The following is a 15,741-nucleotide window of genomic DNA, read 5'->3' on the forward strand; positions in this document are numbered from 1 at the left end:
GCGGTCCGGGGTCCCGGCCGTCCGGAGGTCTCGCGCCTTCGCCGTCGGCGGGCGGTCCGGTGACGGGGGATCCGGTGCATCCGCCGTCCGCCGGTTCCGTGCCCGGGGCGTCCACGCCCCCGCCCGCCGCCGGACCGGTGTCCCGGGGGGCCGGGGCGGGGACACGTCCCCGCGTTCTCGTCCTGCGCGCTCTCGGGCTCGGGGACCTGCTCGCCGGCGTGCCCGCGCTGCGTGCCCTGCGCCGGGCGTACCCCGGTCACGAGCTGGTGCTGGCCACCCCCGCCGAGCTGGCGCCCGTGGCCGCGGCGACCGGTGCCGTGGACCGGGTGCTGCCCGCCGCCGAGCCCGGCCGGGCCGTGCCCCGCACCCTCGACTGGACCGGCCCGCCCCCCGACGTCGCCGTCGACCTGCACGGCAACGGACCGCCCAGCCACCGCCTGCTGACGGCTCTGCGCCCGCTGAGGCTGATGGCGTTCGCCCACCCGGAGACCCCGGAGGTCGACGGCCCGCCCTGGTACGCGGACGAGCACGAACGCGACCGCTGGTGCCGGCTCCTGACGGCCTACGGCATCGACGCCGACCCCGCCGACCTGCTCCTGCCCCGACCGGACACGCCCTCCCCGGCGCCCGGCGCGATCGTCCTGCACCCGGGCGCGGGTGCCCCCTCCCGGTGCTGGCCCGTCGAGCGGTACGCCGCCGTCGCCGCCGTCCTGCGCACCCGCGGCCGGCGGGTCGTGGCCACCGGGGGAGCGGACGAGGGCGACCTCGTGGCCCGCCTCGCCAAGCTCGCCGACCTCCCCGACACGGACGTGTTCGCCGGCGGCCTGCCCCACGACCGGCTCTCCGCCCTGGTGGCCGGCGCCCGCGCCGTGGTCAGCGGCGACACCGGCATCGCCCACCTCGCCGTCGCCCACGCCGTACCCTCCGTCACCCTCTTCGGCCCCGTCCCGCCCAGCCGCTGGGGCCCGCCGGACCACCCCCGCCACCGCGCCCTGTGGCACCCCGGGCCGGACGGCGACCCGCACGGCCGCGAGACCGACCCCGCGCTGCTGCGGATCGGCACCGACGAGGTCCTCGCGGCGCTCGACGCCCTGGACGCCCTCTGCGAGGCACCGTGAACCACGGCACCCCCCACGGCCCCGGCCCCGCGGCGCACCGGGCCGCCGGCGCCGGCCGCGCCGCGACGGCCACCCGCGAACGACCGCGCACCGGCCCCGCGGGGCACGCCCCCGTCGGCATCGTCATCGCCACCCGCAACCGCTCCGCGAGCCTCGCCGTGACCCTGCGCCACCTGCTCGCGCTGCCCGAGCGGCCCGAGGTCCTCGTCGCCGACAACGCCTCCACCGACGACACCCGCGCGATGCTCGCCCGCGACTTCCCCCGGGTCCGCGTCCTCGCCCTGCCCCTCAACCGCGGAGCCCTCGCCCGCACCCACGGCGTCCGCGCGCTCGGCACGCCCTACGTGGCGTTCAGCGACGACGACTCCTGGTGGGCCCCCGGCGCGCTCGCCGCGGCGGCCCGCCTGTTCGACGAGCACCCGCGGCTCGGCCTGCTCTCCGCCCGCACCCTCGTCGGCCCCGCCGAGGACCCCGACCCGCTCAACGACGTGCTCGCCGGCTCTCCCCTCGGCCCCGCCGCCGACCTGCCCGGCACCCAGGTGCTCGGCTTCCTCGGCTGCGCCGCCGTCGCCCGCCGCGAGGCCTACCTCGACGCCGGCGGCTACCACCCGCTGCTGTTCTTCGGCGCCGAGGAGACCCTCCTCGCCTACGACCTCGCCGCCCGCGGCTGGGGCGTCGCGCACTGCCCCGAGGTCGTCGCCCACCACCACCCGGACCCCGGCCCGCGCACCGGCCGCCCGGCCGTCGTCCGGCGCAACGAACTCCTCACCGCCTGGCTGCGCCGCCCCCTGCCGCACGCCCTCGCCCGCACCCGCGCCCTCGCCGCCGAGGCCCGCCGGGACCCGCACGCCCGCCGCGCCCTGTACGAGGCCCTCACCCGCCTGCCCTCCGCCCTGCGCGCCCGCAGGCCCCTGCCCCCGCACGTGGAGCGGGGCGCCCGCCTCCTGGAGGAGGCGACCTCATGACGGACCCCCGCACGACCGTCGTCGTCATCACCCACAACCGGCGCCCCGAACTCCTGCGCACGCTGGACCGTCTCACCGAGCTGCCGGAGAGGCCCCCGGTGATCGTCACCGACAACGGCTCCACCGACGGCACGGCCGACGCCGTCGCCCGGCACCACCCGGACGTGACGCTGCTGCGCCCCGGCCGCAACCTCGGCGCCGTCGGCCGGAACCTGGCGGTCCGACAGGTCACCACGCCGTACGTGGCCTTCTGCGACGACGACTCCTGGTGGGCGCCGGGCTCGCTGTCGGGGGCCGCCGACCTGCTCGACCGCCATCCCGCGGTCGGCTCGGTCACCGCCCGCATCGTCGTCGAACCGGACGGCACCGAGGACCCGATCGTCGCGGAGCTGCGCGACTCCCCCGTGCCCCGCCCGGACTGGCTGCCGGGACCCGCGCTCGGCTCGTTCCTGGCCGCCGCGACCGTCCTGCGCACCGACGCCTTCCGGGCCGCGGGCGGCTTCCACCCCCGGCTGTGGCTGGGCGGCGAGGAGGAGCTCCTCGCCGCGGACCTGGCCGCCGACGGCTGGTGGCTGACGTACGACGACGACCTGGCGATCCATCACCACCCCTCCACCGTGCGCGACCCGACGCTGCGGCGGGCGCACGGCATCCGCAACACCCTGTGGTTCACCTGGCTGCGCCGCCCGGCCGGACACGCCCTGCGCCGCACCCTGCACCTGGCCCGGACCGTCCCGCGCGACACCGCGTCCCTGCGGGCCTTCGCCGAGGCGGCGGCCGCCCTGCCGTGGATCCTGCGCGAGCGCCGGGTGCTGCCCGCGGAGGTGGAGGCGCGCCTGCGCGCCCTGGAGCCGGCCCAGCGCGCGTCGACGGCGCGCAGCTACACGGGCTGAGGAACCGCACGCGCCCGGCCCCCCGCCGAGGGGACGGGAGGCCGGGCACGTGTGCGGCGCCGTACGGGGGAAGGGACCCTCAGCCCTGTGACCACCGGCACAGCAGCCGGAACGCCGCGAACAGCGTGGGCGGCCATACGACGGCGAACGCCCAGATCACGGCGGGTTCCGAGGTGACGATGCCGGTCACCATGAGGGTGACGGACAGCGTGAGCAGCAGAGCGACCGTCAGGGCGCGCGGGCGGTAGGACGCCAGACGCGTGAGGTCGGGACCGCGGCGCAGGCGCAGGGTGCGCAGCTGCCGGTCGAGCCGGCGGTCGCGGCGCAACGCCCGTTCCACCTGGTCGAGTATGCGCTGTTCGTGATCGGGGAGGCGGTCGATGGTCATGGTGTCTCCTCCTGGGCGCGGACCGACCACCACCGGGTGCCCGCCCGCGGGCGGGGTCAACCGGCCGGCCGCAGTCCCAGGGCCGCCACGAGGCCGTCGGCGCCGTCCGGTCGCGCCCCGGCCCGGAACCCGGCGCCGATCCGCCGCGCGGCCTCCCGCCCGTCGGCCAGGCACCACTGCCACCAGCGTTCCAGCACGTCCGTCTCCAGCCGCTCGGCGGCCACCAGCGCGGGCCAGCCGCAGGTGCGGGCCTGCGCCGTCACCTTCGCGCCGCCCGCGACCGGGTCCACCGCCAGCGCCGGCGTCCCGGCCCGCAGTGCCAGCACCAGCCCGTGCAGCCGGTCGGTGACGACCAGGTCCAGCCGGGACAGGACGGCCTCCAGCTGGGCCGGCGTGCCGCACAGCCGCCAGTCGTGCGCGTCCAGCCGGGTCTCCAGCTCCAGGCGCGCGCAGTCCTTGTCGGCCAGCCAGCGCGTCACCCCGGCGGCGACCCGTCCGTGCCGCCGCCGGGCCCCGTACTCGTGCTGGCCGTGCGTGAGCACCACGCCGACGACGGGCCGGGCGGGCAGGGCGGGGGCGCGGGCCGCGAGGTCCGGGGTCGGCGTGGTGCCGGCGGCGTCCCGGGCCAGGACGCGGTCGAAGCCGGTGACGGCCGGGGAGCCGGGGTCCACGACGGAGACGCCGACCGCGATCCGCACGCAGTGGGCGAACCGCCGGTGCAACTCCTCGACCTGCGGCCCGTGCGCCGGCCCGCACACGAACACCAGGTGCGTCCAGTGCGCCGGGTCCACGTCCGCGAAGTGCAGCGCGTCCGCCCGGAATCCTGGGCTCCACACGACGTCGTGGGGCAGTCCCGCGCCCCGCAGCACCTCCTCCACCCGGCGCAGGGCGAGTACGTCCCCGGCGGTCGCCTCCCCGTCCGGGAAGCTGAACCAGCCGGTCACCAGCGCGCGGTCCCGCCGGACCCGGCCGTCACGTCCGTTCGGTGCGTGTGGTCGCTGCACAGTGGCACCGGGTGCCCGCCCGGCCGGAGGGGAACCGTCGTGTCCCCCGTTCGGCTACTCCTCCTCGGCGGCCGCGTTCATGTCGGCGTCGATCACGCCCTCGGCGTGGAACAGGTCGGAGGTCAGCCGCACCGCGTCCCCGGTCCCCTCCAGCCGCAGCAGGACCCGGGCGGCCGGGTCCGTACGGCCCGGCAGCCGGTCGGCGGTCACCCGCAGGATGCGGAACCCGCGCCGCGTGCACGTCTCCATCAGCTGCGGCAGCAGCGCCCGGCCGGTCAGGTAGGTCAGCCGGATCTCCACCGTGGTGGCCGTCTCCTTCGCGATGCGGGAGGCCAGGGCCGGATAGCCGCGCACGACCACGAAGTGCAGCGCGGTGGTCGCCAGGGCCAGGACCGGCAGCCCCCCGCCGCAGGCCATGCCGACCGCGCAGGTCAGCCAGATGGTCGCCGCGGTCGTCAGCCCCCGCACCGCGTCGCGCCGTACGAAGATCAGGCCGCCGCCGATGAAGCCGATCCCGGAGACGATCTGGGCCGCCACCCGGGACGGGTCGAGGGAGACGCCGTCCATGCCCAGCACGCCGGAGAAGCCGTGCTGGGAGATCTCCATCATCAGCGCGCTGGCCACGCCGACCAGGGTGTGGGTACGCAGCCCCGCGCTCTTCTGCTGGGCCTCGCGCTCCCAGCCGATCAGGCTGGACAGCAGCAGGGCCAGTCCCAGCTCGGCCAGCTGACGCAGCCCCTGCCCGTTGCCCACGTCCCACAGCGACACCGCCAGCTCACGCATCCGCGGCCTCCCTCGCTCGCGATCCCGTCGTTCCCGCACGGGCCGGCCCTCTTCGCGATCATCCCCCAGGACCGCTCCGCCGGCCCACCGGGCACCCGTCCGGCCCGCCGTCCGGCCCCCGGGTGCCCGGCGCGGGCCCGGGGGCGCGGGGGGGGGGGGGGGGGGGGGGGGGCGCCGTGTACGAGATGGCGCCCCAAGAAACCACACCAGCCCCCCTTCCCCGCACCCGCCCTCTCCCCCACACCACACCCCCCCCCCAGGACCGCTCCCCCGCCCAACTGGGCCCCCTTCCGCCCCCCCGTCTGTCTCCGGGGTGCCGGGGGGGGGCCCGCTGGGGGGGAGGGGGGCCGGCCGCGACGCCGCTACCGTGCACGGCATGACGCCCAAGGCACCCACGACGGCCCCCGTGCTCGGCATCCGCGCGCTCAACCGCGCCACGCTCGCCCGGCAGTTGCTGCTGCGCCGCGCGCCGGTGTCCGCCGAGGACGCGGTCGCGCACCTCGTCGGACTCCAGGCCCAGAACGTGAAGCCCCCGTACTACGCGCTCGCCGCCCGCCTCGACGGCTTCGGCCCCGAGGACCTCTCCGCTCCGATGGCCGGCCGCCGGGTCGCCCGCATCGTCACCCTGCGCTCGACCATCCACACCCACACCGCCGACGACTGCCTGACCCTGCGCCCGCTGGTGCAGGCCGCCCGGGACCGCGAGCTGGGGGCCTTCCGCAAGGGACTGGCGGGTGTCGACCTGGACCGGCTCGCCGTCGTCGCACGCGAGCTGGTGGAGGCAGAGCCGCACACCATGGGGCAGTTGCGCCGGGCACTGCTCACCGAGTGGCCCGACGCCGACCCGCAGGCCCTGGCCGTCGCCGCGCGCTGCCGGCTCCCGCTCGTGCAGGTGACCCCGCGCGGACTGTGGGGCCGCGGCGGCCAGGTCACGCTCACCACCGCCGAGCACTGGTTCGGGCGCTCCGCGCAGCCGGTGCCGGCACCGGACGGCACCGTGCTGCGCTACCTCGCCGCCTTCGGACCGGCATCCGTGAAGGACATGCAGACCTGGGCCGGGCTGACCCGGCTGCGGGACGCCTTCGAACGGCTCCGCCCCCGGCTCCTCACCTTCCGGGCCCCGGACGGCACCGAACTGTTCGACCTGCCCGACGCGCCCCGCCCCGGCCCGGACGTCCCGGCCCCGCCGCGCTTCCTGCCCGAGTTCGACAACCTGCTCCTCTCCCACGCCGACCGCACCCGCCTGGTCCCGCCGGAGCACAAGGGCCGCACCTGGCGGGGGAACCTGGCGTACCGCGTCCTCCTCGTCGACGGCTTCGTGGCCGGACTGTGGAAGCTCGGGGACGGCGCCCTCGTCGTCGAGGCGTTCGGCCGGCTCACCAGGGCGCAGCGGGCCGAGGTCGTGGCCGAGGGGGAGCGGATGCTGACGACGATGCACCCGGGGGAGGCGTACGACATCCGGTTCGGGACCGTGCGCGGCTGACCGGCGGCGCCGTCCGGCGACCGCCGGGCATGGAGAGGGGGCGCTGCGGGCCGCTCGTGGTGGCTCGCAACGCCCCCCGGTCTCGCTCCTGAGGGCCACTCAGGAGTCCTGCTGGGGCGGGGTCAGGCGGTGACCCGCGCGGTCACCGGGTCCGAGGAGGCGGCCGGCCGGGAGCAGACCCCGGGCGGCCGGCTCGGGCGCGGCCCTCGCCCCGGGAAGTGATCCCTGCCAGGGCGTCCCCCGTTGAGCAGGGGCCCGCCGCTGACGCCCTGGCAGGTGTCCATGTCGCCAAAGGCGCGTCCGGCGCCGGGCGCGACCGGCGGTGCGGCGGTGGCCGGTCTGGCGCGGGTGGACCCGGACATGAGCCTCCTCAAGATCGCCGGTGGGGGGTCGCGCGGGCGTGGGGGGTGAGCACGGGGGTCTCGGGACAGACCCCCGTATGCCCGGGCGAGCGGCACGTCCTCACGCTAGGACCGGCGGCGTCGGCGGCCCAATGGGGGAAGCCCCTAGGGGAACCGGACAGGGAAAACCCTCGATCGGCCCCGGCCGAACCCCCTGCCCGGCATCCGGATCCGCCGCGTGCCCGGACGCGCCGACGGGCTGGGAGGACCTCCTTGACAGGGTCGGCTAACGACATTAGCTTCAAGCTAACAACGTTAGCCATTCGGAGCCGGGGGATGCCATGACCGAGTACCTTGCCGTCGACGGCGGCACGATCGCATACGAGGTGGCGGGCACCGGCCCCCTCGTCGTCCTCGCCCACGGCATGGGCGACAGCCGCGCCGCCTACCGCGCCGTGGTCCCCGCCCTGGTCGAGGCGGGCCACCGGGTCGCCGCCGTCGACCTGCGCGGCTGCGGCGAGTCCAGCGTCGGCTGGCCGGCCTGGAGCCGCACCGACATCGCCGGCGACCTGCTCGCCGTGATCCGGCACCTGGGCGGGCCGGCCGTCGTCGTCGGCCACTCGGTCTCCGGCGGCGCCGCCACCATCGCCGCCGCGCAGGAGCCCTCGCTGGTCACCGCGGTCGTCGAGCTGGCGCCCTTCACCCGCAAGCAGTCGGTCCGCCTCGGCGACCTGCGGGTCGAGCGCTTCAGGCGGGGCATGCTGCGGCTGCTCGGCGCGGGCGCGCTCGGCAGCCTGCCGCTGTGGCGCTCGTACCTCGAGGTGGCCTACCCCGGCGTCAGGCCGGCGGACTGGGCCGAGCGGCTCGACCGCATCGACGCCCTGCTGCGCGAGCCCGGCCGGATGAAGGCCATGCAGGCCATGGGCCGCAGCGCCCCGGTCGACGCCGGCGCACGGCTCGCGGCCGTCCGCTGCCCGGTCCTGGTCGTGATGGGCACGCTCGACCCCGACTGGGCCGATCCGCACGCCGAGGGCTCGGCGATCGTCGACGCCCTGCCGCCCGGCCTCGGCCGCCTCGAGATGATCGAGGGTGCCGGACACTACCCCCACGACCAGTTCCCCGACCGGGTGGTGGAGCTCGTCCTCGCCTTCCTCCGCTCGGACGCCGCCCGCGCGTAGCCCCGGCGCCGACCGGCGGGACGGAGGCGGGACATGCCGGCTGTGAGGGCCGGAACCGGACGGCGAGGGCCGCGAACGCGGTGGTGCGGGGGCGGGCGTTCGTCCGGGCCGCTCACACCCGGGAGGTGTTCGCGAGCCCGTACCGGGCGGCCAGGGCGGTGAACATGCCCTGGCACGGGCCGCCCTCCCGGGCCGTCCCCCCGGCATGCCGAAGCACCGCTAGGCCTTCCCGCCCGCCGCCAGTCTCACGATGTCGACCCGGGACCGGATCCCGAGCTTGCGGTAGACCCGGGTGAGCGTCGCCTCGACCGTCTTGACGCTGACGAACAGACGGGCGGCGATCTCCCGGTTGGTGGAGCCCTCCATGACGAGCGACGCCACCTGACGCTCCATCGACGCCAGACCCGCCAGGCAGTCCAAAGCGGCGGCCGGCCGTGCGGGGGCCGGTGCGGCCGCGGCCGTCCGCGCCGCGGCGGCCGCCTCCACCCGCCGCAGCCAGGGCAGCGCCCGGCAGCGCCGGAAGAGCCGCGCCGCCTCGTCGTACGACACCGGACCCGGCCGCTGAGCCCGCAGCTGGGCCAGTGCGAACGCCGCCCGCGCCTCCTCCAGGCCGAACCCGAGCTCGGCCAGCCGTTCCCGTGCCGACACCAACCGCGTGACGGCCGCCCGGTGTTCGCCCCGCGCCGCCCGCAGCCGCGCCTCCGACCGGTCCAGCACCGCCAGCACGCTCCCGCGGCCCAGCCGCAGCGCGTGCGCGCGCGTCACCTCGATGACCTCCTGCGCCTCGTCCGGCTGCCCGGTCCGCACCAGCGCCTCCGCGAGATCGCCCTGCCACCGGCCGCGCGCCGGGTCGGTGATGCCCGCCCCGGCCTCCAGCCCCCGTACCCGGCGCAGCGCTTCCACGGCCGCGGGGGCGTCGCCCGCCACCAGGTGGGCGTGGCCGAGCGCGGCCAGGGCGCGCGAGAGGTACACGGCGTCGCCGTCCTCCTCGGCCCGTCGCACCGCCTCCCGCGCCAGCGACAGCGCCCGCTCCACGTCCCCGCCCGCGGCCTCGGCGAGCGCCGCCTGCATCGCCCCCGCGCCCTCGCCGATGCCCGCGTCCCGCGCCAGCGTCAGGCTCTCCCGGGCCAGTTCCAGGGCCCGGCCGCAGTGCCCGGCGTGCAGTTCGGTCTCGGACAGGAAGCGCAGGTAGTGCACCTCGCTCTCGGCCATGCCGCGCCGCCGCACCTCGCGCAGCAGCGCGGTGACGGTGCTGCGCGCCTCGGCGAGCCGGTCGCTCATCACCAGCCAGCGGAACCGCGTCGAACCCGCCCCGTTGTGATGGCACGCCACCCGCGGGTCCTGCGGCTCCTGCCGCGCCCGTTCGATCGTCACGGGGGCGTCCGGGTGCCCCATCAGGGTCTCGGCCTGGGCCTGGAACGCGAGCGCGAGCAGCTCGGTGGAGCGGTCCCCGGCCCGCGCCGCCAGCCGGGCCGCGTGCGCCGCCTCCTGGCGGCCCTGGGCGAAGTCTCCCTGCACCACCAGGCCGCGCCAGGCCAGCTGGTAGTGGACCAGGGCCAGCAGCCGGGGGTCGTCGCCCGCGTCGGCGAGGGCCTGCGGGAAGACGGCGTCGACGTCGCCGATGGCCTGCCCCGCCGCCTCGATGACCACCATCCAGGCCCGCACGCGCTCACCCGGTCCGGTGGCCCGGGTCAGCACCTCGCGGGCGACGTCCCGGGCGAGGTCCACCTCGCCCGCGGTGATCGCGTCCTCGGCGGCCCGGAGCCGGTGCTCGTCCGGCCCCGGCCCGCCGTCCGCCGGGGTGTGCCGGGCCGCCAGCAGACCCAGCGAGGCGGCCACCGACGGCGCACCGCGGTCCCGGGCCAGCGCGGCGGCCTCGGCGAGCCGCGCCGCCACCTCCGGGTCGGTGCCGGTGGTCGCCAGGGCCAGGTGCCGGGCGCGCTCGATCGGGTCGGACGCCGCCGTGGACAGCGCGGCGTGCGCGGCCCGCCGTTCCGGCGCCGGGGCCTCGGCGTACAGCGCGGCCGAGATCAGCGGATGCGCGAACCGTACGGCCGGGTCCTCCGGGTCGCTCGCCAGCAGACCCAGCTCGGCGGCCTGCGCGGTCTCGGCCTCCGCGTCGGTCCGGCCGGCCGCGTGCAGCAGGGCCGGGGTGGGCCGGGCGCCCGCGCTGGCCACCAGCAGGGTGCGGCGGGCCTCCTCCGACAGCATCTCCAGGCGGTTGAGCACCAGCGCGCGCAGCGAGGTCGGCACCGGCAGCGGCTCGCCCGGCCGGGGCGGGGTCGGGCTCTCGGCCAGGGCGCGGCCCAGCTCCAGCGCGAACAGCGGGTTGCCGCCGCTGGTGCGGTGGATCTCGCGGACCGTGGAACGGGGCAGGCCGGAGAAGCCGCGCCGGCCGAGCAGTGCCGTCACCTGGGCCAGGGTCAGCGGCTCCAGGCGTACCGCCCGCGTGTCCGGCGGGGAGGCCCGCAGGTGGCGGTCGTACTCGTGGCCGTACTCCTGGCCGTCGGTCCGCACCGCGCACAGCAGCCGCACCGGCGTGTCGCCCAGGCGGCGGGCGGCGAAGCCGAGCAGCTCGGTGCTGGCCGGGTCCAGCCACTGCCGGTCGTCGGCGACGACGAGGACGGGGCCCTCGGCGGCGAGCGCGCGCAGCGCGGACAGCACGGCCAGGCGCAGCGCGAGCCCGTCGCGCTGGAGCGTGGACTCGCCGCGGCCCGTGAGCGCCGACTCCAGCGCGGTGCGCTGCGCGGCGGGCAGGGCGCCGGACACCTCGTCCAGCACCGGGCCGAGGAGGTCGGCGAGGGCGAGGAAGGGAAGGTGGGATTCGGACTCCGTGGCCGAACAGCGCAACACGGTGCGCGTCGTGCGGGCACATTCGGCGGCCAGTGTCCGCAGCACGGTCGACTTTCCGATTCCGGCGGGGCCGTGCAGGAGCACGCTGCCCCCTCGGGCGAGCTGCTCACGGGCCGCGCCGAACGGTGCCTCCCGGCCGATGACCAGGTCGGAGCGGCACCCGGCAGGCTCCGTGAAGTCCCGTCGCACGGTGACCGCTCCCCTCAGAGTGTCGTGTCCCGGCCAATATTAGGCATCGGGGCAATGAACGAAGGGAGGGCGGGAAAGTGAGGAAAACGACAAGGCGGTGAACACAGAATACAAAAGGCCCCGGAATGCCCGCCGCCGGGCGGGCCGGTTCCCGCTCCGCTCCGCCGGGAGCCCGTACCCGTGCACCGGGAAGGCGGGGGCCGCGCGACCGGCCACGGCGGACCCGCGGACGCACGACGCCGTGCGGGCCCCGGGAACGTCCCCGCACGCCCCTCGCCGGTGCCGGACGGCTACGGCAGCCATCCCGCCCGGCGCGCGGCGACGACCGCCTCGCCGCGGGTGCGGGCGCCCAGCTTGCGCATGGCCGACCGCAGGTACCCCTTCACCGTCTCCGGGCCCACCCCCAGCCGCTCCGCCGCCGCGGCGTTCGTCGCCCCGGCGGCCACGCACGCCAGGACGTCCACCTCGCGCGGAGCCAGCCGCACCCCGCCGGCGGACCCTCCGCCCGCGGCGAGCATCCCGCACGCGCGCAGCAGCTCCTCCCGCAGTGCCGGGTCCGTGATCCTCGGCGCCAGCGCCCGCAGCGCCGCGTGCGCCTCCCGCACCTGCTCCCACGCCGCGGGGTCCGCCGGGCCGCGCGCCGGCTCCGGCCGCCGGGCCGCGGCCAGCAGCTCGCCCGCCTCGTCCCGCAGCAACAGCGCCTGTTCCACGTCCCGTGCCGCCTCCACGGCCGCGCTCAGGGTCCGGTCGCCCAGCGGCCGGGCCGTGCGCAGGGCGCCGTAGAGCACCCCGCGCACCCGGCGGCGTACGACCACCGGCACCGCCACCACCGAGCGCAGGCCCTCGGCGGCGACGGGGAGGTCGTACTCGTGGCTGATCTGCCGGGAGACGGAGTAGTCCGTGACGGCGCACGGCCGGGACAGCGCGACGGCCTTGCCGCCCAGGCCGTTGCCGGAGGTCACCGCGAGGGCGCTGAGCGCGGCCGTCGCGGTGCCGCTCAGCTCGCTGATGCGCACCTGTCGCCGGCCGGACTCCACCAGTCCGCCGAAGGCGACCGGCAGTCCGGTGGCGCGCCGCAGCCGTACCAGCGCGCCACGGATCTCCGCCGTCTCGGCCACCTCCACCGCCACTGCGCCCACCCCTTCGCGGCCGGTTCCGTCGCGCCCACCCCCGTTCGGGGGTGGTGAGACCTGTATCACGGAGTAAACGATGGCAGAGAGCCGCCCGGCAATGGTCCGGCACCGAGGAGGACAGATGACGACGGCGACCGAGCTGTTCCGCAGCGCCCGTGATTTCCTGCTGGAACACCGTGAGGACTACGCCACCGCCTACGAGGGCTTCACCTGGCCCCGCCCCCAGTACTTCAACTGGGCGCTGGACTGGTTCGACGTCATCGCCGAGGGCAACGAGCGCACGGCGCTGCACATCGTGGAGGAGGACGGCTCCGAGGTCCGCGTCTCCTTCGCGGAGATGTCCGCCCGGTCCGACCGCGTCGCGAACTGGCTGCGCGAGCGGGGCGTCCGCGCCGAGGACCGCATCCTCGTGATGCTCGGCAACCAGGTCGAGCTGTGGGAGACCGCCCTGGCGGCGATGAAGCTGCGCGCCGTGGTCATCCCGGCCACCACCCTGCTGGGCCCGGCCGACCTGCGCGACCGCGTCGACCGCGGCCGGGTGCGGCACGTGATCGCGCGGGCCGGGGACACCGGCAAGTTCGACGACGTGCCCGGCGATTACACGCGCGTCGCGGTCGGCGGCGGCGCGGCCCCCGGCTGGCAGGCGTACGAGGACGCCTCCGCGGCCGCCGCCGGGTTCGTCCCGGACGGCCCCACCGCCGCCGACGACCCGCTGATGCTGTACTTCACCTCGGGCACGACCGCCCGCCCCAAGCTGGTCGAGCACACCCACGTGTCGTACCCCGTCGGGCACCTGGCGACCATGTACTGGATCGGCCTGAAGCCGGGTGACGTGCACCTGAACATCTCCTCGCCCGGCTGGGCCAAGCACGCCTGGTCGAACCTGTTCGCGCCGTGGAACGCCGAGGCGACCGTCTTCCTGCACAACTACACCCGGTTCGACGCGGCCCGGCTGATGGCCGAGATGGACCGGGCCGGGGTGACGACGTTCTGCGCGCCGCCGACGGTGTGGCGCATGCTCATCCAGGCCGACCTGTCCCAGCTCGCCACCCCGCCGCGCGAGGTCGTCGCGGCCGGTGAGCCGCTGAACCCGGAGGTCATCGAGCAGGTCCGCCGGGCCTGGGGCGTGACCATCCGGGACGGCTTCGGCCAGACCGAGACCGCCGTGCAGGTGTCCAACAGCCCGGGCCAGGTGCTGAAGACCGGTTCCATGGGCCGTCCCAGCCCCGGCTACCGCGTCGAACTCCTCGACCCGGTCACCGGCGCCCCCGGCGCCGACGAGGGCGAGATCGCCCTCGACCTGTCCGAACGCCCCGTCGGCCTGATGACCGGCTACCACGGCGACCCCGGCCGCACCGCCGAGGCCATGGCCGGCGGCTACTACCGCACCGGCGACATCGGCGCCCGCGACGCCGACGGCTACCTCACCTACGTGGGCCGGGCCGACGACGTGTTCAAGGCCAGCGACTACAAGATCAGTCCCTTCGAGCTGGAGAGCGCCCTGCTGGAGCACGAGGCGGTCGCCGAGGCGGCGGTCGTGCCGGCCCCCGACGAACTGCGGCTCGCGGTGCCGAAGGCGTACGTCGTCCTGGCGGCGGGCTGGGAGCCGGGCCCGGACACCGCGAAGGTCCTCTTCGAGCACTCCCGCGAGGTCCTCGCCCCCTACAAGCGCGTCCGCCGCCTGGAGTTCGGCGAGCTGCCCAAGACCGTGTCCGGCAAGATCCGCCGCATCGAGCTGCGCGAGGCCACGGCGGCCGGCTCGCGGGACGAGTACCGCGAGGAGGACTTCCGGTGACCGCGACCGCGCTGTCCTACGCCCACGGCACCAGCGAGATCCCCCTCCTCGGCGACACCATCGGCGCCAACCTCGACCGGACGATCGCCGCCCACCCCGGCCGCGAGGCCCTGGTCGACGTGCCGTCCGGACGGCGCTGGACCTACGCCGAGTTCGGCGCCGCCGTCGACGAGGTGGCGCGCGGGCTGCTGGCGAAGGGCGTCGCCAAGGGCGACCGGGTCGGCATCTGGGCGGTCAACTGCCCCGAGTGGGTCCTCGTGCAGTACGCCACCGCCCGCATCGGCGCCATCATGGTGAACGTCAATCCGGCGTACCGCGCCCACGAGCTGGAGTACGTGCTCAAGCAGTCCGGGATCAGCGTGCTCGTCGCCTCGCTCGCCCACAAGAGCAGCGACTACCGGGCGATCGTGGACGAGGTCCGCGGCCGGTGCCCCGCGCTGCGCGAGACCGTCTACATCGGCGACCGGTCCTGGGACGCGCTGACCGCGGGTGCCGCCTCGGTGCCGCGGGAGCGAGCGGCCGCGGTGGCCGCCGAGCTGAGCTGCGACGACCCGGTCAACATCCAGTACACCTCGGGCACGACCGGTTTCCCCAAGGGCGCCACCCTCTCCCACCACAACATCCTCAACAACGGCTACTGGGTGGGCCGTACGGTCGGCTACACGGAGCAGGACCGGATCTGCCTGCCCGTCCCCTTCTACCACTGCTTCGGCATGGTCATGGGAAACCTGGGCGCCACCTCCCACGGCGCCTGCATCGTCATCCCGGCCCCGTCCTTCGAGCCGGCGGCGACGCTGGAGGCGGTGCGGCAGGAGCGGTGCACGTCCCTGTACGGCGTCCCGACGATGTTCATCGCGGAGCTGAACCACCCGGACTTCGCCTCGTACGACCTCTCCTCCCTCCGCACCGGCATCATGGCGGGCTCGCCCTGTCCGGTGGAGGTGATGAAGCGGGTGGTCGCCGAGATGCACATGGAACAGGTCTCCATCTGCTACGGCATGACCGAGACGTCCCCGGTCTCCCTGCAGACCCGCATGGACGACGACCTCGAACACCGCACCGGCACCGTGGGCCGGGTGCTGCCGCACATCGAGGTGAAGGTCGTCGACCCGGTGACCGGCGTGACCGTTCCCCGCGGTGAGGCCGGCGAGCTGCGCACCCGCGGCTACAGCGTGATGCTCGGCTACTGGGACGAGCCGGAGAGGACCGCCGAGGCGATCGACCGGGGCCGCTGGATGCACACCGGGGACCTCGCGGTGATGCGCGAGGACGGCTACGTGGAGATCGTCGGCCGCATCAAGGACATGATCATCCGGGGTGGCGAGAACATCTACCCGCGCGAGGTCGAGGAGTTCCTCCACGGCCACCCGAAGATCGCGGACGTCCAGGTCGTCGGCGTACCGCACGAGCGCTACGGCGAGGAGGTCCTCGCCTGCGTCATCCCGCGCGACGCGGCCGACCCGCTCACCCCGGAGGAGCTGCGCGCCTACTGCGAGGGGCGGCTGGCCCATTACAAGGTGCCGAGCCGGGTGCGGAACATGGACGCCTTCCCGATGACCGTCTCCGGGAAGGTGCGCAAGATCGAGCTGCGGGAGACCTACGGCGACTAGGTACCGCG

12 protein-coding genes and 1 pseudogene are annotated in these 15,741 nt (G+C 76.2%); 7 read left to right on the forward strand and 6 right to left on the reverse strand.

Annotation, left to right across the window (positions count from 1 at the left end; genetic code table 11):
* The first annotated feature begins 137 nt into the window (after window positions 1-137).
* The 3 genes from ACZ4V6_RS20955 to ACZ4V6_RS20965 all read left to right on the forward strand — a co-directional run bounded on the left by ACZ4V6_RS20955 (window position 138) and on the right by ACZ4V6_RS20965 (window position 2,976).
* Window positions 138-1,118 (forward strand): glycosyltransferase family 9 protein, encoded by a 981-nt coding sequence (locus tag ACZ4V6_RS20955; protein ID WP_467829656.1) that lies wholly within the window; start codon window positions 138-140, stop codon window positions 1,116-1,118.
* A gap of 119 nt (window positions 1,119-1,237) precedes the next feature.
* Window positions 1,238-2,083: a glycosyltransferase family 2 protein gene (locus ACZ4V6_RS20960; protein ID WP_467829658.1), complete on the forward strand. Its 846-nt coding sequence runs from the start codon at window positions 1,238-1,240 to the stop codon at window positions 2,081-2,083.
* Window positions 2,080-2,976 carry a glycosyltransferase family 2 protein gene (locus ACZ4V6_RS20965; RefSeq protein WP_467829452.1) on the forward strand — a complete coding sequence of 299 codons (897 nt, stop codon included), beginning with the start codon at window positions 2,080-2,082 and terminating at the stop codon, window positions 2,974-2,976. Before ACZ4V6_RS20960 ends, ACZ4V6_RS20965 begins: the two co-directional genes overlap by 4 nt.
* A 79-nt stretch (window positions 2,977-3,055) precedes the next feature.
* Here the strand turns inward: ACZ4V6_RS20965 and ACZ4V6_RS20970 are convergent, their stop codons facing one another.
* The 3 genes from ACZ4V6_RS20970 to ACZ4V6_RS20980 all read right to left on the reverse strand — a co-directional run bounded on the left by ACZ4V6_RS20970 (window position 3,056) and on the right by ACZ4V6_RS20980 (window position 5,151).
* Window positions 3,056-3,364: a DUF3040 domain-containing protein gene (locus ACZ4V6_RS20970; RefSeq protein ID WP_077797557.1), complete on the reverse strand. Its 309-nt coding sequence runs from the start codon at window positions 3,362-3,364 to the stop codon at window positions 3,056-3,058.
* Window positions 3,365-3,420: 56 nt separating this feature from the next.
* Window positions 3,421-4,308 carry a polysaccharide pyruvyl transferase family protein gene (locus ACZ4V6_RS20975; RefSeq protein WP_467829455.1) on the reverse strand — a complete coding sequence of 296 codons (888 nt, stop codon included), beginning with the start codon at window positions 4,306-4,308 and terminating at the stop codon, window positions 3,421-3,423.
* 114 nt (window positions 4,309-4,422) lie between these two features.
* Window positions 4,423-5,151 carry an MgtC/SapB family protein gene (locus ACZ4V6_RS20980; RefSeq protein ID WP_467829457.1) on the reverse strand — a complete coding sequence of 243 codons (729 nt, stop codon included), beginning with the start codon at window positions 5,149-5,151 and terminating at the stop codon, window positions 4,423-4,425.
* A 376-nt stretch (window positions 5,152-5,527) separates the two neighbouring features.
* Here ACZ4V6_RS20980 and ACZ4V6_RS20985 point away from each other — a divergent pair, with 376 nt between their 5' ends.
* Window positions 5,528-6,634, forward strand: coding sequence for a winged helix DNA-binding domain-containing protein (locus ACZ4V6_RS20985; RefSeq protein ID WP_467829460.1), 1,107 nt, complete (start codon window positions 5,528-5,530; stop codon window positions 6,632-6,634).
* Between the two features lie 122 nt (window positions 6,635-6,756).
* Here the strand turns inward: ACZ4V6_RS20985 and ACZ4V6_RS20990 are convergent.
* Window positions 6,757-6,924, reverse strand: a pseudogene (locus tag ACZ4V6_RS20990) (trypsin-like serine protease); the annotation flags it as partial.
* Window positions 6,925-7,316: 392 nt separating this feature from the next.
* Here ACZ4V6_RS20990 and ACZ4V6_RS20995 point away from each other — a divergent pair.
* Window positions 7,317-8,153, forward strand: a complete 837-nt coding sequence (locus tag ACZ4V6_RS20995) for an alpha/beta fold hydrolase (protein WP_467829462.1) — start codon at window positions 7,317-7,319, stop codon at window positions 8,151-8,153.
* A 219-nt stretch (window positions 8,154-8,372) separates the two neighbouring features.
* Here the strand turns inward: ACZ4V6_RS20995 and ACZ4V6_RS21000 are convergent, their stop codons facing one another.
* Complete coding sequence (locus tag ACZ4V6_RS21000; protein ID WP_467829465.1) at window positions 8,373-11,195, reverse strand: AAA family ATPase; 2,823 nt, start codon at window positions 11,193-11,195, stop codon at window positions 8,373-8,375.
* Window positions 11,196-11,485: 290 nt separating this feature from the next.
* On the reverse strand, window positions 11,486-12,325 hold the full coding sequence (locus ACZ4V6_RS21005; RefSeq protein WP_467829467.1) for a helix-turn-helix transcriptional regulator: 840 nt from the start codon (window positions 12,323-12,325) through the stop codon (window positions 11,486-11,488).
* Window positions 12,326-12,449: 124 nt separating this feature from the next.
* Here ACZ4V6_RS21005 and ACZ4V6_RS21010 point away from each other — a divergent pair, with 124 nt between their 5' ends.
* Both ACZ4V6_RS21010 and ACZ4V6_RS21015 read left to right on the forward strand, forming a co-directional pair.
* The gene (locus ACZ4V6_RS21010) at window positions 12,450-14,123 is read left to right on the forward strand and encodes an AMP-binding protein (protein ID WP_467829469.1); all 1,674 of its coding nucleotides are present in this window, start codon (window positions 12,450-12,452) and stop codon (window positions 14,121-14,123) included.
* Window positions 14,120-15,733: an AMP-binding protein gene (locus ACZ4V6_RS21015; protein ID WP_467829472.1), complete on the forward strand. Its 1,614-nt coding sequence runs from the start codon at window positions 14,120-14,122 to the stop codon at window positions 15,731-15,733. The genes ACZ4V6_RS21010 and ACZ4V6_RS21015 overlap by 4 nt, the downstream gene beginning before the upstream one ends.
* The last annotated feature ends 8 nt before the right edge of the window (window positions 15,734-15,741 follow it).

Source organism: Streptomyces sp. NPDC029152, from assembly GCF_055564355.1.

What these genes read in the sequence shown, in the direction of transcription:
- ACZ4V6_RS20995 (WP_467829462.1), top strand. Translation starts at nt 7,317, where the DNA reads ATGACCGAGTACCTTGCCGTCGACGGCGGCACGATCGCATACGAGGTG.
- ACZ4V6_RS20965 (WP_467829452.1), top strand. Translation starts at nt 2,080, where the DNA reads ATGACGGACCCCCGCACGACCGTCGTCGTCATCACCCACAACCGGCGC.
- ACZ4V6_RS20970 (WP_077797557.1), bottom strand. Translation starts at nt 3,364, where the DNA reads ATGACCATCGACCGCCTCCCCGATCACGAACAGCGCATACTCGACCAG.
- ACZ4V6_RS20980 (WP_467829457.1), bottom strand. Translation starts at nt 5,151, where the DNA reads ATGCGTGAGCTGGCGGTGTCGCTGTGGGACGTGGGCAACGGGCAGGGG.
- ACZ4V6_RS21010 (WP_467829469.1), top strand. Translation starts at nt 12,450, where the DNA reads ATGACGACGGCGACCGAGCTGTTCCGCAGCGCCCGTGATTTCCTGCTG.
- ACZ4V6_RS20985 (WP_467829460.1), top strand. Translation starts at nt 5,528, where the DNA reads ATGACGCCCAAGGCACCCACGACGGCCCCCGTGCTCGGCATCCGCGCG.